The 14,502-nt window shown below is 43.8% G+C and carries 17 protein-coding genes and 1 tRNA gene; 16 read left to right on the top strand and 2 right to left on the bottom strand.

From position 1 onward, the window contains the following. Positions 1-24: 24 nt before the first annotated feature. From mnmG to FS628_RS21170, 7 genes are all read left to right on the top strand, one after another. Positions 25-1,914, top strand: coding sequence for a tRNA uridine-5-carboxymethylaminomethyl(34) synthesis enzyme MnmG (gene mnmG, locus FS628_RS21200; RefSeq protein WP_145324983.1), 1,890 nt, complete (start codon positions 25-27; stop codon positions 1,912-1,914). After that, the gene (gene rsmG / locus FS628_RS21195) at positions 1,914-2,636 is read left to right on the top strand and encodes a 16S rRNA (guanine(527)-N(7))-methyltransferase RsmG (RefSeq protein WP_145324982.1); all 723 of its coding nucleotides are present in this window, start codon (positions 1,914-1,916) and stop codon (positions 2,634-2,636) included. Before mnmG ends, rsmG begins: the two co-directional genes overlap by 1 nt. 527 nt (positions 2,637-3,163) lie before the next feature. Further along, positions 3,164-3,982, top strand: a complete 819-nt coding sequence (noc, locus tag FS628_RS21190; RefSeq protein WP_062836524.1) for a nucleoid occlusion protein — start codon at positions 3,164-3,166, stop codon at positions 3,980-3,982. Between the two features lie 186 nt (positions 3,983-4,168). After that, complete coding sequence (locus FS628_RS21185) at positions 4,169-4,930, top strand: ParA family protein (RefSeq protein ID WP_024629525.1); 762 nt, start codon at positions 4,169-4,171, stop codon at positions 4,928-4,930. Then, positions 4,923-5,768: a ParB/RepB/Spo0J family partition protein gene (locus FS628_RS21180; RefSeq protein WP_145324981.1), complete on the top strand. Its 846-nt coding sequence runs from the start codon at positions 4,923-4,925 to the stop codon at positions 5,766-5,768. The genes FS628_RS21185 and FS628_RS21180 overlap by 8 nt, the downstream gene beginning before the upstream one ends. Before the next feature lie 161 nt (positions 5,769-5,929). Next, the gene (locus FS628_RS21175) at positions 5,930-7,087 is read left to right on the top strand and encodes an aminotransferase class V-fold PLP-dependent enzyme (protein ID WP_145324980.1); all 1,158 of its coding nucleotides are present in this window, start codon (positions 5,930-5,932) and stop codon (positions 7,085-7,087) included. A 133-nt stretch (positions 7,088-7,220) separates the two neighbouring features. Further along, positions 7,221-7,721: a DUF4446 family protein gene (locus FS628_RS21170; protein ID WP_145324979.1), complete on the top strand. Its 501-nt coding sequence runs from the start codon at positions 7,221-7,223 to the stop codon at positions 7,719-7,721. Here the strand turns inward: FS628_RS21170 and yyaC are convergent. Continuing rightward, positions 7,696-8,301 (bottom strand): spore protease YyaC, encoded by a 606-nt coding sequence (gene yyaC / locus FS628_RS21165; protein WP_145324978.1) that lies wholly within the window; start codon positions 8,299-8,301, stop codon positions 7,696-7,698. The two genes, FS628_RS21170 and yyaC, sit on opposite strands and share 26 nt — an antisense overlap. A 117-nt stretch (positions 8,302-8,418) precedes the next feature. On the opposite strand from yyaC, the gene FS628_RS21160 reads away from it, so the two are divergent. The 4 genes from FS628_RS21160 to FS628_RS21145 all read left to right on the top strand — a co-directional run bounded on the left by FS628_RS21160 (position 8,419) and on the right by FS628_RS21145 (position 10,028). Beyond that, positions 8,419-8,682 (top strand): DUF3343 domain-containing protein, encoded by a 264-nt coding sequence (locus tag FS628_RS21160; protein ID WP_017691427.1) that lies wholly within the window; start codon positions 8,419-8,421, stop codon positions 8,680-8,682. A gap of 14 nt (positions 8,683-8,696) precedes the next feature. Then, positions 8,697-9,635 carry a mechanosensitive ion channel family protein gene (locus FS628_RS21155; RefSeq protein ID WP_145324977.1) on the top strand — a complete coding sequence of 313 codons (939 nt, stop codon included), beginning with the start codon at positions 8,697-8,699 and terminating at the stop codon, positions 9,633-9,635. Then, on the top strand, positions 9,625-9,834 hold the full coding sequence (locus tag FS628_RS21150) for a DUF951 domain-containing protein (protein WP_036611950.1): 210 nt from the start codon (positions 9,625-9,627) through the stop codon (positions 9,832-9,834). The genes FS628_RS21155 and FS628_RS21150 overlap by 11 nt, the downstream gene beginning before the upstream one ends. A gap of 103 nt (positions 9,835-9,937) precedes the next feature. Beyond that, positions 9,938-10,028 (top strand) — tRNA-Ser (locus FS628_RS21145). Between the two features lie 379 nt (positions 10,029-10,407). Here the strand turns inward: FS628_RS21145 and FS628_RS21140 are convergent. Then, positions 10,408-10,602 (bottom strand): YjzC family protein, encoded by a 195-nt coding sequence (locus FS628_RS21140; protein ID WP_145324976.1) that lies wholly within the window; start codon positions 10,600-10,602, stop codon positions 10,408-10,410. Positions 10,603-10,804: 202 nt separating this feature from the next. Here FS628_RS21140 and rpsF point away from each other — a divergent pair, with 202 nt between their 5' ends. The 5 genes from rpsF to FS628_RS21115 all read left to right on the top strand — a co-directional run bounded on the left by rpsF (position 10,805) and on the right by FS628_RS21115 (position 14,500). After that, positions 10,805-11,098: a 30S ribosomal protein S6 gene (rpsF, locus tag FS628_RS21135; protein WP_036611944.1), complete on the top strand. Its 294-nt coding sequence runs from the start codon at positions 10,805-10,807 to the stop codon at positions 11,096-11,098. 48 nt (positions 11,099-11,146) lie between these two features. After that, positions 11,147-11,632, top strand: a complete 486-nt coding sequence (gene ssb, locus FS628_RS21130; RefSeq protein WP_017691432.1) for a single-stranded DNA-binding protein — start codon at positions 11,147-11,149, stop codon at positions 11,630-11,632. A gap of 56 nt (positions 11,633-11,688) precedes the next feature. Beyond that, a complete protein-coding gene (gene rpsR / locus FS628_RS21125) occupies positions 11,689-11,961 on the top strand; it encodes a 30S ribosomal protein S18 (RefSeq protein WP_017691433.1) in 273 nt (90 codons plus the stop codon). A 216-nt stretch (positions 11,962-12,177) separates the two neighbouring features. Continuing rightward, positions 12,178-12,771: a M15 family metallopeptidase gene (locus tag FS628_RS21120; RefSeq protein ID WP_145324975.1), complete on the top strand. Its 594-nt coding sequence runs from the start codon at positions 12,178-12,180 to the stop codon at positions 12,769-12,771. 730 nt (positions 12,772-13,501) lie between these two features. After that, entirely contained in the window at positions 13,502-14,500 is a 999-nt protein-coding gene (locus FS628_RS21115; RefSeq protein WP_145324974.1) for an ABC transporter ATP-binding protein, read from the top strand. Positions 14,501-14,502 lie beyond the last annotated feature (2 nt).

Here is a 14,502-nt window from a genome sequence, read left to right as displayed (position 1 = left end):
AGCGGAATAAGGAGGTAAACAGGTATGGCTTTTGATGGCGGCAGTTATGATGTAATCGTCGTTGGTGCAGGACATGCTGGTGTGGAATCCGCGCTGGCCGCAGCCCGTATGGGGTCCAAAACACTAATGATTACGATCAATCTGGATATGGTGGCCTTTATGCCTTGTAACCCATCGATTGGGGGACCGGCCAAAGGACATGTTGTGCGTGAGATTGATGCACTTGGTGGAGAAATGGGACGGAATATCGATAAAACCTTTATTCAGATGCGAATGCTCAACACGGGTAAAGGGCCTGCTGTTCATGCGCTTCGTGCTCAAGCAGATAAATTCTCCTACCAGCATAAAATGAAGGAAACGATGGAGAATGAACGTAATCTGACGATGCGTCAGGGTATGGTTGATCGACTGATCGTTGAAGACGGAAAATGCGTAGGCGTTGTGACTCAGACCGGAACTGAGTATCGGGCCAAAGCGGTCGTTCTGACCACAGGCACATACTTGCGCGGTAAAGTGATTATGGGTGAGTTGATGTATGAGAGTGGACCGAACAATCAACAACCATCTCTTAAATTGTCAGAGCACCTGCGTGAACTGGGCTTCGAACTGGTCCGTTTCAAAACAGGTACACCACCACGTGTACACAAGGATACGATTGATTTTAGCAAAACCGAAATTCAGCCTGGCGATGATGAGCCGAAGTTCTTTTCCTATGAAACAGAATCTTCTGATAATGAGCAGCTGCCTTGCTGGTTGACGTATACATCTGTGGAAACACATCAGATTATTAATGATAATTTGCATCGTGCACCGATGTTTTCAGGTGTAATCGAAGGGACTGGGCCTCGTTATTGCCCATCCATTGAAGATAAAATTGTCCGGTTTAGCGACAAACCGAAACATCAGATCTTCCTGGAGCCGGAAGGCAAAAACACATCCGAGTATTATGTGCAGGGACTATCTACGAGTCTGCCAGAAGACGTTCAGCTCGCGGTTCTGCGCTCCATTCCGGGTATGGAAAAAGTGGAAATGATGCGTAACGGTTATGCGATTGAATACGATGCGATGGTGCCTACACAATTGTGGCCATCACTTGAAACTAAACGTCTGCCAGGCCTGTTCACAGCGGGACAGATTAATGGTACTTCGGGTTATGAAGAAGCGGCCGGACAGGGTGTTATGGCCGGCATTAATGCTGCACGTAAAGTACAAGACAAAGAGCCGATTGTGCTTGATCGTTCGCAAGGTTATATTGGCGTGCTGATTGATGATCTGGTGACAAAGGGTACGAATGAACCGTATCGTCTGTTGACTTCACGTGCCGAGTATCGTCTGTTGCTTCGTCATGATAATGCTGATATGCGTTTGACGGAAATCGGACATGATATTGGACTGATCCCTGAAGATCGTTATGCCAAATTCCTGGATAAAAAGGCGAAAGTCGAGCAGGAAGTTGCACGTCTGAAAGTCGCCAAAGCTCGTCCGGTTGAAGTGAACGCGAAGCTGGAAGAATACGGGTCTACACCTATTCAGGATGGAAGTACGTTGCTTACCTTGCTGCGTCGCCCAGAGCTGGGATATGACCTGATTGAGCAACTCTCACCATCTGAGGTAGAACTGACAGCAGATATGAAGGAACAAGTTGAAATTCAAATCAAATATGCGGGTTATATTGAGAAACAATTGATCCACGTGGAACGTTTGCAAAAGATGGAGAAAAAGAAAATACCGGATACCATCATATATGATGAGATTCATGGTCTGGCTATGGAAGCCAAACAGAAGCTCACTAAGATTCGTCCAATCTCGATTGGGCAGGCGTCTCGTATTGCTGGAGTTACTCCTGCAGACATCTCCATTCTGCTGGTCTACCTGGAGCATTACAACCGTGTAACCGCAGCAAGGGGACAATAATGGACGATATTCAACAGCAACTGCAGCGGCGCTTAAAGAAACATGGATTAGAGCTGGGAGAACTTCAGCTGGAGCAGTTTGAACTATATTTTCAGGAGCTGGTAGCCTGGAATGAAAAGATGAATTTGACCGGTATTACGGATCGGGAGCAAGTATATACAAAGCATTTCTATGATTCGGTATCACTGGCGTTTTATACAGATATGACAAAGGTGAATAAGCTTGCTGATATTGGTTCAGGAGCAGGATTTCCTGGGTTACCCCTGAAAATCTGTTTCCCGCACATCAAGTTGACGATCATTGATTCGTTGAATAAACGTATTGGTTTTCTACAGCATGTAGTAGATATCCTTGGTCTGACTGATGTGGAGTTGGTACACGGCCGTGCTGAAGAGATTGGACGCAAAGAAGGGTATCGTGACAGTTACGATCTCGTTACGGCGCGTGCAGTAGCCAAGCTGGCTGTGCTTAACGAATTTTGTCTTCCCTTTGTTCGCAAAGGTGGAATGTTCGCTGCGATGAAGGGCGGAGACCCACGTGAGGAAATGAAGGAAGCGGAGTTCAGCTTCAATCAGTTGAAAGGACGGGTAAAAGCCGTTCATCCTTTCCAGCTGCCGGTTGAAGAATCAGAGCGTCATATCATCCTGATTCAGAAATTCGATAAGACACCTTATAAGTATCCGCGCAAACCAGGAACTCCAATGAAAACTCCGCTGGTATAGTGCGTGATGGTTATGAAGTCAGTCAAAACTAAAAACTAAACAAAATAGAATTTTAGACATGGATAAAGAGGATGTTTCACGTGAAACATCCTCTTTTTTGTGTCTGCTGAAATGAAGAAATGGATCAACATTACAGATACTCCATATCACATATCTAATTAAATCTTGAGTAATGATGAATTTAACGTACGGTAGCTCTTGAACACTTTCAGAAATTGAATGTGTACAAGTCGTTATATTTCTAATATTCACACAGAAAAAGCAGGAAAATTAGAGGAGTTTAAAGAATAGGTAAGCATAGGATTATGATAGAAAAGATGATAGAATAGAAGTATCCGATCCTGGGTTACAGCGATCATAGATTATATGTATAGATAGATGGATATGCGTTCAATGTTGCATGACAGGAAGCGTTATGAAAGGCAAAACTTATTCCAAGAACGATGCATGTGAAGGGTCGCTTATGGAATAAGAAGCACCTGCAAAGACTGTGGGAGCTATTACGAAACTAGGTGGTAATCTGCGGAATGAAAGAACAATTTTCGAAGTTGTTTGGTTTGGCGGAGCGCAATAACGGAGATGAGATCAAACAGATTCCGGTTAATGAAATTGTGAGCAGCCCATATCAACCCCGTACTATTTTTGATGATGATAAAATTGATGAGTTGTTGCAGACGATCAAAACACATGGCGTAATTCAGCCTATTGTCGTTCGCGTGCGAAATGGATCATATGAGATTATTGCCGGGGAACGTCGCTGGCGTGCAGTTCGAAAACTGGGTTTGGATACGATTCCGGCTATTGTACGTGAATTCAACGATTCTCAGGCCGCATCCATTGCACTGATTGAGAACTTGCAGCGTGAAGGATTGACTTCAATTGAAGAAGCCGTTGCTTATCAGAAGCTGATCGACTTGCATCAACTGACACAGGAGAGTCTTGCACAACGACTCGGCAAAAGCCAGTCAACCATCGCCAACAAAATTCGGTTGTTACAGCTCCCGGAAGGCATTAAGGCCGCATTGATGGAACGCAAAATTTCTGAACGGCATGCAAGAGCATTACTTTCTCTCGATACGGAAGAACTGCAGATGAAGTTGCTCGGTGAGATTATCGAAAAAGAATTGAATGTGAAACAGACTGAGGCGCGTGTTGCCTTCTACAAGGAATCTTCCAAGATCAAAAAGTCAAAACGGGTTTCCTTTACCAAGGACGTAAGACTGGCACTTAATACGATTCGCCAATCCATTGATATGGTAACTGGCTCTGGTCTGGATATCAAAACAAAAGAAGCAGACCATGAGGATCATTACGAGATCGTTATCCATATTCCAAAACGCAAATAATTGAAGCTTATGGCGGCAATGGGCCGCTTTTTATGTCTATAAAGCAAGATGGGTCTGAAATGTTTAGAGAACGGTATATGGATGGAACGGTAGTTGTTGTTTGTGTGGACGATAGCCACCTGCTTTTTGTTAACAATATCTCACAACCTACAAGAAAAGACTCCTATTTTATTTGAGGTGAAGTAATTGTCTAAGATTATGGCCGTAGCAAATCAAAAGGGCGGTGTGGGGAAAACGACGACATCTGTTAACTTGGGTGCAGGACTGGCTTCACTCGGGAAAAGAGTATTGCTTGTCGATATTGACCCTCAGGGGAATACAACTAGCGGAGTCGGAATCAATAAAGCAGATGTGGCTAATTGTATATATGATGTCATTATTAATGAGGTTCCTCCTCAAGAAGCGATTGTGGAGACTCAGATTGAAGGCCTTCATATCATACCTGCAACGATTCAGCTTGCCGGAGCCGAGATCGAATTGGTGTCCACGATATCACGGGAAGTTCGCCTGAAAAAATCACTCGCCATGGTGAAAAAAAACTATGATTACATACTGATCGATTGTCCACCATCCCTTGGTATGTTAACGATCAATTCGTTGACTGCTTCCGATTCGGTGATCATTCCGATTCAGTGTGAGTATTATGCACTTGAAGGATTAAGCCAATTGCTTAATACAGTTCGTCTGGTACAGAAGCATCTGAATACTTCCTTGCAGATTGAAGGAGTATTGCTGACGATGTTTGATGCACGGACCAATCTGGGGATCCAGGTTATTGAAGAAGTGAAAAAGTATTTTCAACAAAAAGTATATCAAACGATTATTCCGCGTAACGTACGGCTTAGCGAAGCACCATCTCATGGTCAATCCATTATCACGTATGACCCTCGGTCAAGAGGGGCGGAAGTGTATTTAGAGCTCGCAAAGGAAGTGATTTCTTATGAGTAAGCGGCTTGGAAAAGGTCTTGATGCCCTCATTCCTTCGCTTTCAATTAATGACGATGATAAAGTCGTAGAAATCCCGATTAGTCAACTGCGGGCTAACCCCTATCAACCACGTAAGGTATTTGATGAAGGCGCAATACATGAACTGGCTGAGTCTATCCGTCAGCATGGTGTCATACAACCTATTATTGTTCGTCCTGTATTACGAGGTTATGAGATTATTGCCGGAGAACGAAGGTTCAGAGCATCGCAATATTGTGGTAATGCCACCGTACCCGCTGTAGTTCGCAACTTCAGTGATCAGCAGGTAATGGAGATTGCGTTGATCGAGAATCTGCAACGGGAGAATCTGAATGCCATGGAAGTTGCAGTTGCTTATCAGGGGTTAATGGACCAATTCGCGTTGACTCAGGAAGAGTTGTCTGTAAAAGTAGGTAAATCACGTTCTCACATTGCTAACTTCTTGCGTCTGTTATCATTGCCCGAAGAAGTAAAAGACCATGTTTCACGTGGAACATTATCTATGGGACATGCACGCGCGATCGTGGGTGTTAAAGATGAGGTTGTGGTGAAGCAACTTGCCAAACAAACCATTGATCAGCAATGGAGTGTGCGTGAGTTGGAGGAAGCCGTTCAACAACTGGACCGATCCAAAACAGGTGAGGCTAAAGCCAAATCGAAGTTGAAAAAGAAAGATCCATTCATTGATACGGTGGAAGAATCGCTGCGTGAACGTTTCAAAACAACAGTGAAAATCAAGCACAATAAAGATAAAGGTAAAATTGAGCTCAACTACTACAGTCAACAGGATCTGGAACGGCTATTGGAATTGTTGCAATAATAGTCGGATCGATGATTCATTAACAACATGCGGGGCTTACTCATGTCATGACATATCGCCTCTGTACCATGGAGAAACGATATGTCATTCTTTGTTTACAGGGTGATCTATGCAATACGTACAGGTGAATAACTAACTTATGGGACAGAGGTGGTTGTGAGGTGGAGGGAATTATCTATCTGGATCATGCAGCAACATCTTGGCCCAAACCACCTGCTGTCGGTGAAGCAATGTTGAGTGCATTGGAGATTGCAGGGGCCAATCCCGGCAGAGGAAGTCACCGAATGGCTGTTCAGGCAAGTCGTGTACTCTTCGAGGCCAGAAAATCGATATCTGATATGTTTGGCATCAAGAATGCCAATGATGTTGCATTTGGATCAAATACGACAGAAGCTCTGAATCTGGCTATTCAAGGTTTGCTTAACGAAGGCGATCATGTCATTGCTACCATGGTTGAACATAATTCAGTCAGACGACCACTAGAGTATATGCGCAGATCGCGAAATGTAGAGATTGATTATGCACCTGTAAACAATGCAGGAGCCATCGATTTGGTGCAAATGGAACGTATGTTTCGTTCAAATACCAAGTTGGTGGTCTGTACACATAGTTCCAATCTGCTTGGCAGTATTCTTCCTATTGGGGAAATATCGCTCCTATGTCGTAAATATCAGGCGATATTACTAGTAGATGCAGCTCAGAGTGCTGGGGTTATGCCTGTGAATGTGCAACAATTGGGCATCGATATGCTGGCTTTTCCGGGACACAAGGGACTGCTTGGTCCTCAGGGAACAGGTGGCCTGTACATTGCGCCTGAGCTGGATGTGCAGCCTTTGCTTCATGGGGGAACAGGAAGCCAGTCAGAAGCACTGGAGCAGCCAAAGGTACGTCCTGATCGGTATGAGGCGGGAACACCCAATACTGTCGGGATCGCAGGGCTGAATGCGGGTGTGAAACATGTACTTGAGATGACACCGGCGTTCATCTACCAACACGAGTGGGAACTGACCCAACATATGATGGATGGGCTATCTTCCGTTAAAGGCATTCGAATGCTAGGTCCGGAGATAGGACAGCCCCGTACCGGGTTAGTATCTTTTACTGTGGAAGGGTATGATTCGGCACAACTTGCTTTCCGATTAGACCGGAATTATGGGATTGCAGTTCGCTCCGGTTTTCATTGTACACCGCTTGCTCACGAATCAGCTGGCACAACCGCTACCGGAGCGGTAAGAGCTAGTGTGGGATACAACTCGACAAGAGAACATGTCGATGTGTTCGTTAAGGCAGTATTGGAACTGACAGGGAGAATAGATTAGAGTTGTCATGACGTATTCATTTGACGCAGCACTGCATGATTAAGCTTATGAATATCGGGTTGATTTATAATGAATGGTAGTATTACAGACAGACGTAATCTGATCAAAAATATAGAGGGGTAGTTGCACTTACATGGCTGAATTAAACGAGCTGATTCTGGAACAGCTGTTATGGATTATTGGTGGAATGGCATTACTTACAGTGATCTTGCTGATTGTAAGTATTGCTCAAGGGGCAAAGTTACGAAAGTTTAAACGTAAATATGAAGCCATGATGGCTGGCAGTGGAGTGGAGGACCTTGAATCATTGCTGATTAATCTGAAAATTCAGATGGACAGCATTGAGGATGAACACAAACTGCAAACGAATCAGCTGCAAATTGTCATGCAAAAGCTGACCCGCATTCAAGGTAAAGTTGGCGTGAAAAGATACAATGCTTATGGAGAGCGTGGCAGTGATCTGAGTTTCTCGATGGCCATGATTAACGATAGCCAGGATGGGATGATCCTTACGGGGATATATAACCGTGACGGTTCTTATGTATATGCAAAACCTCTTAAAGGGGGAGAGTCCACGTACACTCTGTCCCCAGAGGAAAAGGAAGCTATTACTCTGGCACAGCAAGCAGAGTAGAACGTGTATGCCATTCCCGAATGGCCGAATACAGACTGCTGGATATAATCTCGGACATGCGCATGACGAGACTAAGCCGTGTGTTCTGTAAGACAAAGTATTCCATAAAGCCGCCGACGTTAACGATACCTGTTAGATGGATATCGCCGACCGGCGGTAATTCTTTATTTACCCCCGCACCGGGCTTGAGTGGGCCATTCACGACTTGAATGCATCCTACACTGGATGACTGACCAAGACAGGCATCAATCCCAATCACATAAGGGTTATGGTGTGTTTTCTGTATGTTGTGGAGTGTGTCCTGAAGGTTCATTGCATGAACTGGTTCATCTAAGGTACCGTACAAATGAAATAAAGGGCTGTCCCACTTGGAAAGTGCTGATCCGACCAGAGGACCAAGACAGTCGCCTGTTGAGCGATCTGTGCCGATGCAGACGATCACTACATTTTGCAGAGAATGGGCTTTATAGAGATGGAACATTAAACGATGGGTAATGGCAGAGTGAATGCCTGGATCGGTATGGGGGATTTTCAAACTGGTCAAGTCTTGTGATGAAAAGGAACGCGAAGTAGGATTCATAGGATCTATCCTTTCCCTTGGAATAGTAGTAACAGTATATGGAAAGGTAGAGCGTTTTATACTTCATGAGGACAAGCTTTTTCTCAAGGGTTGGACGTATGGTGAAAGGAGCGGGACATGGACGAATGGATTAACGATTGGATGCTGATTGCGTTTGATTCAACCCAGCAGGCACTACGTGCTGAAATGCTGCTGGAGTTTGCCGAGATAGAGATCGACTTGTTCCCTACGCCAAAAGAAATTACAGCAGGTTGTGCGCTATGTATCCAGTTTCCAAAAGAGGATCTGGAGCGGGTGCAGAAGATCATTCGTAACGAGTTCGTAGAGATCCGTGGCCTCTATTTCAAAACAGAAGACAGCTATGATAACATACCGATGTAGAGGAGAGATGAAGGATGTTGCCATTTCAGTTGGCTCAAGGGAATGGGACCGGTGCTACTGGTGCTGTGAATGAAGCCCTTCGTTGGACAGATAAAGTCTGGAACAAAATTGCAGATCCTGATATGTGGCTTAATATTATGTTTAGCTCAATCCGGATTATCATTATTTTCATTATCACCCGTATTGTTATTAAGGTCGTATATCGAATTATAGATCGTTCCATGGAACGCAAGCAGGAAGGTAAGATTCGCGTAAATCCGCGCAGATTCGTAACCGTAGGGGAACTGTTGAAAAATGCGACCTCCATAACATGTAATTTTATTATGATTCTGCTACTGTTATCAGAGATCAATATCCAAGTTGGACCGCTGCTGGCCAGTGCCGGTGTGCTCGGACTTGCCATTGGGTTCGGTGCACAGGGTCTGGTTAAGGATGTTATTACGGGTTTCTTCATTATATTAGAGGATCAATTCGCGGTGGGGGATGTTATTCAGACGGGGACCTACAAGGGAACGGTTGAAGTGATCGGGCTCAGAACAACCAAACTGGTCAGCTGGCAAGGTGAGGTGCATATTATCCCGAACGGGGCGATTGCAAGTGTAACGAACTACTCCATGTCCAATTCGCTAGCTGTAGTGGATATTCCGATGAAGGCGGATATGAGTCTGGATGAGTCTGTACACCTGGTGAAACAATCTTTGGTTGGGATCGAGGAACGTGATTTGAATATTGTGAAGGTCCCGGATGTACTCGGTATTCAGTCGATGTCTACATCAGAGTATGTGGTACGAATTGTGGCTGAATGTATGCCTAATTCTCGTGCTTCGGTGGAACGTCAGATTCAGGGCGATGTTAAAAAAACACTGGAGTATCATGAGATGAGCAATCAGGCAGCATTGGAACAGGCAGTAGCTCTGGAGAAAGATGAGGGGGATGGCACTGGTGGAGCGTAAAAGTTTCCAGCTTGGGGATATCGTGCAGATGAAGAAGCAACATCCCTGTGGCAGTAATGAAATGGAGATCATTCGAATGGGAATGGACATTCGAATCAAGTGTGTTGGATGTAAACACAGTGTGTTGATTCCAAGAGCGAAATTTGAAAAAAACATGAAAAAGGTATTGCGCTCAGCCGAAGATTCCACAGAATCCTGACGTTGCAATATTTCAGGATGTAATGCTCGTAATAACGTTTACATGTAGGCCCCGTATGGGTGTTGCGTTCTGTAAATGATCATGCTATAATCAATATTGCTGCGGAAAGGTACCCAAGAGGCCCAAGGGGGCTGACTCGAAATCAGTTAGGCGTGTCACAGCGTGCGTGGGTTCGAATCCCACCCTTTCCGCCACTTCAATTACAATTTACTCAATTCATGTTGAGTTTAATAAAAGATCGTTAAGAAGACCTTCCATTAGGAAGGTCTTTTTGTTTAACCTTGTATAAAAACAAAGAGCCCCGAAGGGCTCTCTGTCCGGCGGTGCATTTGTTTGTTAGGAAACAATCGGTCGTAACAATCAGAAACTTGGTATACTGCACGTAGCAATACGCGTGCTTCAGACGAAGGGCCTTACAACACACAACCACTTGCTTCTTAAATTACGTGATGAATCTCCAACAGCGAATGATCGGCTTCGTTGTCCAACGGAACCACACCTCTCTCGTGCACCGCCTGATTGTATTATGTGCTTTATTCCGGTTTATATACATGGAGCTGAAAAAAATGTTGATTAGTGGACACGGGCCTTGGTCAGTTTCTTCCACTTGCGATTATGATTGCTTGTTTCCGGGAAAGCTTCGCCCTTTTGTAGCGTTACTCGTTTTGGATTGTTAATCTCCGTGTGAAAACTGTTTTCGCCAATCTCGGTATACTCACCATCATTGGGGGCTTTGTCCCCTGGTTCGAACTCGGTTTGTTCACCCATGATAAAACCTCCTCTACAGATTATGTTTCAGTGTTGCTTCTCTAGTGTGCACCAGAGCTCGGGTGATCATGTGCCAATATGTACAGGGAACGTTTGCTTGCACTTTGGCTCGGTTTTTGTTATATTAATATAGTTCGAGTTTGTGCTCGTTCCTTGCTCTCAACCTAGATTGAGGGCCAGAGTCCATAAGGAGGTGAAAATTATGCGCAAATATGAAGTGATGTACATTATTCGTCCTGACATTGAGCAAGAAGTTGTTCAAGCTACAGTCGATAAATTCCAAGGCATCATCTCCAACGGCGGTGGTGAAGTTACAGCTCACGACGTTATGGGTAAACGCCGTCTTGCGTATGAGATCAAGAAATTCCGTGATGGTTTTTATGTTCTGGTACATTTCACTGCTGAACCAGCAGTTGTAACTGAACTTGAGCGTCTCATGAAGATTTCTGACGAAGTTATTCGTTATCTCATTACCAACGACGTTAAGTCTGCTTAAGACTACTCGTGATCAACGCACCAATACGCTCTGAAGGAGGGGATTACATTGTTGAACCGTGTCATTCTGATCGGCCGGTTAACCCGGGATCCTGAGTTGCGTTACACTCCAGCAGGAGTAGCAGTTACGCAATTTACTTTGGCAGTGGACAGACCGTTTACAAGCCAAGGGGGAGAAAAGGAAGCCGATTTCATTCCGGTCGTAACCTGGAGACAGCTTGCCGAGACCTGTGCGAACTACTTGCGCAAAGGACGCCTGGCTGCAGTCGAAGGACGCATTCAAGTACGGAACTACGAGAATAACGAAGGAAAACGTGTATACGTGACCGAAGTCATTGCCGATAATGTCCGTTTCTTGGAGTCAGCTAACCGTGATAATAGCGGTGGCGGCGGTGGGCAACCAATGCGTGAAGAGCCTTCTTATGGAGGCGGCGGACGCGCGAACAATAACAATAATTCGCGTAGCAACAATCAGGATCCTTTTTCCGATGACGGAAAACCGATTGATATATCGGATGATGATTTGCCATTTTAACATGAGCTGATACTCTTAGGAGATATGGGTTACATGATAGGAAAGGACTGAAAAGCATGGGCTTCAAGCAAAGAGAAGGCGGAGACAACGATAAAAGACCGGCACGTCGTGGCGGCCGTAATAAACGTCGTAAAGTGTGCTTCTTCACAGCTAACAAAATTACTCACATCGATTATAAAGATACGGACTTGCTTCGTAAATTTATCAGCGAACGTGGAAAAATTTTGCCACGCCGTGTAACAGGTACTAGCGCTAAATATCAACGCATGCTGACGATTGCAATCAAACGCTCCCGTCAAATCGCATTATTGCCATACACAACTGAGTAGTTTTTACTCAGCTTGCATACGAAGCAGTCGGCTTATAGCCGACTGCTTTTTTGTATGTATGAATAGAATTAACATGTCCACTCTAATATATGAAAGAATTCAATACTGTGGTGATGGAAGCATTTAAGGCTCAAATGAATTATAATAGAGTCTAATCGACTGAAAGATCCAGGCAGCAGGAATGGTTGTCATTCAGAATAAACATCAGGAGTGGACATGAATACTTCAAAACGTAAAGGCAAACAGAAAAAAAATAGAAGTTTGAAAACCTGGATCGTAGCTACACTAATACTTTCCATTATATATGTATGGTTACAGCAAAAAGGTGATATCGATAACATGTGGCCAGGGACACCGATCCAAGACGCTGCACCAATTACGGGTCTTCACCCTGTAGTGGCTGAGAATGAGGAATTATTGATACGCAAGACAGCCAGACGTGGAATAGAGATCGTTATAACCCACGGTTACCGAAGTTCCGATGAGCAAGATGCATTGTTTAACCAAGGACGCTCAAGTGCAGGCAATATTGTTACTAATGCACGTGGCGGTGAGTCATATCATAACTATGGATTAGCGATTGATTTTGCACTAAGGACGCCTGAAGGTGATGTGGTATGGGATATGGAACGGGATGATAACAAGAATGGCCAGGCTGACTGGATGGAAGTAGTGGAACTCGCGAAAGAGTTAGGTTTTACGTGGGGCGGTGACTGGGCTAACTTCCCAGATTATCCTCACTTACAGATGGATTTTGGTCTCAGTATCAATGAGTTAAAACGTGGTAAAAGACCTCCAGAAACGAAGTGAAGAGGTATTATATATACACTAATATGAATAAATATTAGAAAAGCTCTGCATTTTGCAGGGCTTTTTTCTTTCTTTTGTAAAATAAATGATAAAAGATTACAATTTGGTCTTTACATAAGCAAATAAATGAAACTATACTATAATAACTAGATTTTCTACTTTGGTGGCACTAATTATATCCAATGTAAGATTAAGGACTCCACATGAAAAGCGTTGAGCTATTGTTCTAGAATAGTTAACACTAAAACATATAACATTCACCTCACATTGATTTAGAGATTTCTACTACTCATTTCAACATATACTTATACATATGATGTAATTATTATGTTAGGTATACGTTGGAAGGATCAATTGATTATATATACCTCCCAGCTAAAAGTAGGATAAGATCTCTCAAACCCCTTGCCAAATGCCTTTATAACATTACTAACATCCAAATCTGTAGTATAGAAAACATTTATACCAAAAATCTCAAAATAAGCATTGACGTTAGCTAAAATTACACGTATGATTACATTAATTATTTTCCATTATAATTCCGCTAGGAATTATCAACATTAATTGACCAATGGTCTAAATAGACGTCTCTTAAACGTGATTCTCCTAAAGATTTGGTATTTTGTATAAGCTATTGTTCGTTATCTTCAAGAACTTGGAAATATGCAGAAGATGCATTCTTCTACACACGAACACAATCTACGGAAATTATGGGGTTAGGGTGATTGATTTGAATACAGAGCTATTGGAAGTCAGAAATCTAACAACATCATTCAGAATTGAAGATGACTATTACGCAGCAGTGGATCACGTTAACCTAACGGTGAAGAAAAATGAAGTGTTGGCCATTGTAGGCGAATCCGGGTCAGGTAAAAGTGCTTTTGCATTCTCTCTTATGGGTTTGCATAACAAAGCAAAAATTGAAGGCCAGATTCTCTATAAAGGCCAGGACATTGCCAACATCTCCCCAAACAAGTTGAATAAGCTACGCGGTAAAGAAATGGGCATGATTTTTCAGGACCCATTGTCCGCACTAAATCCTCTAATGATTATTGGTGAACAGATTGAAGAGATCCTCACACTTCATCAGTCCAAGCTTTCTTCCAGAGAGAAGAGAGAAAAGGTTATTCACTTATTGAATCAGGTAGGGATTCCACGTCCCGAACAAATATACAAGCAGTATCCCCACGAATTATCTGGTGGTATGAGACAGAGAATTGTCATCGCCATCGCGATTGCCAACAAACCGGAACTACTTATAGCCGATGAACCCACGACGGCGCTTGACGTTACGATTCAACTACAGATTCTGGAACTGATCCGTGATCTGAAGAATGAGATTAACGCAGGCATTATTCTGATTACACATGATCTGGGTGTTGTGGCTGAGATGGCAGATCGTGTGGCAGTTATGTATGCAGGTGAAATTGTTGAAATCGCAGATATCTTCACGTTGATGAATGATGCGAAGCATCCGTATACACGTTCACTGTTGAACTCTATCCCTACCCTATCTGAAGAAAGATCCAAATTGCATGTTATCCAAGGCATCGTGCCTTCACTCAAAAATCTTCCTCGCAAAGGGTGCCGATTCAAGGCCCGAATTCCATGGATTAGTGATTCGGCTCATGAAGAGAACCCACAGATGCATGAAATTGCACCAGGTCACTATGTACGTTGTACCTGTTACCAGCACTTTCATTTCCCTGACCAAGCTGAGGAGGAATAACA

The sequence above is a fragment of the Paenibacillus xylanexedens genome (assembly GCF_007676705.1).
Taxonomy (GTDB): domain Bacteria; phylum Bacillota; class Bacilli; order Paenibacillales; family Paenibacillaceae; genus Paenibacillus; species Paenibacillus xylanexedens_C.
This window is presented reverse-complemented; position numbering and strand designations above follow the sequence as displayed.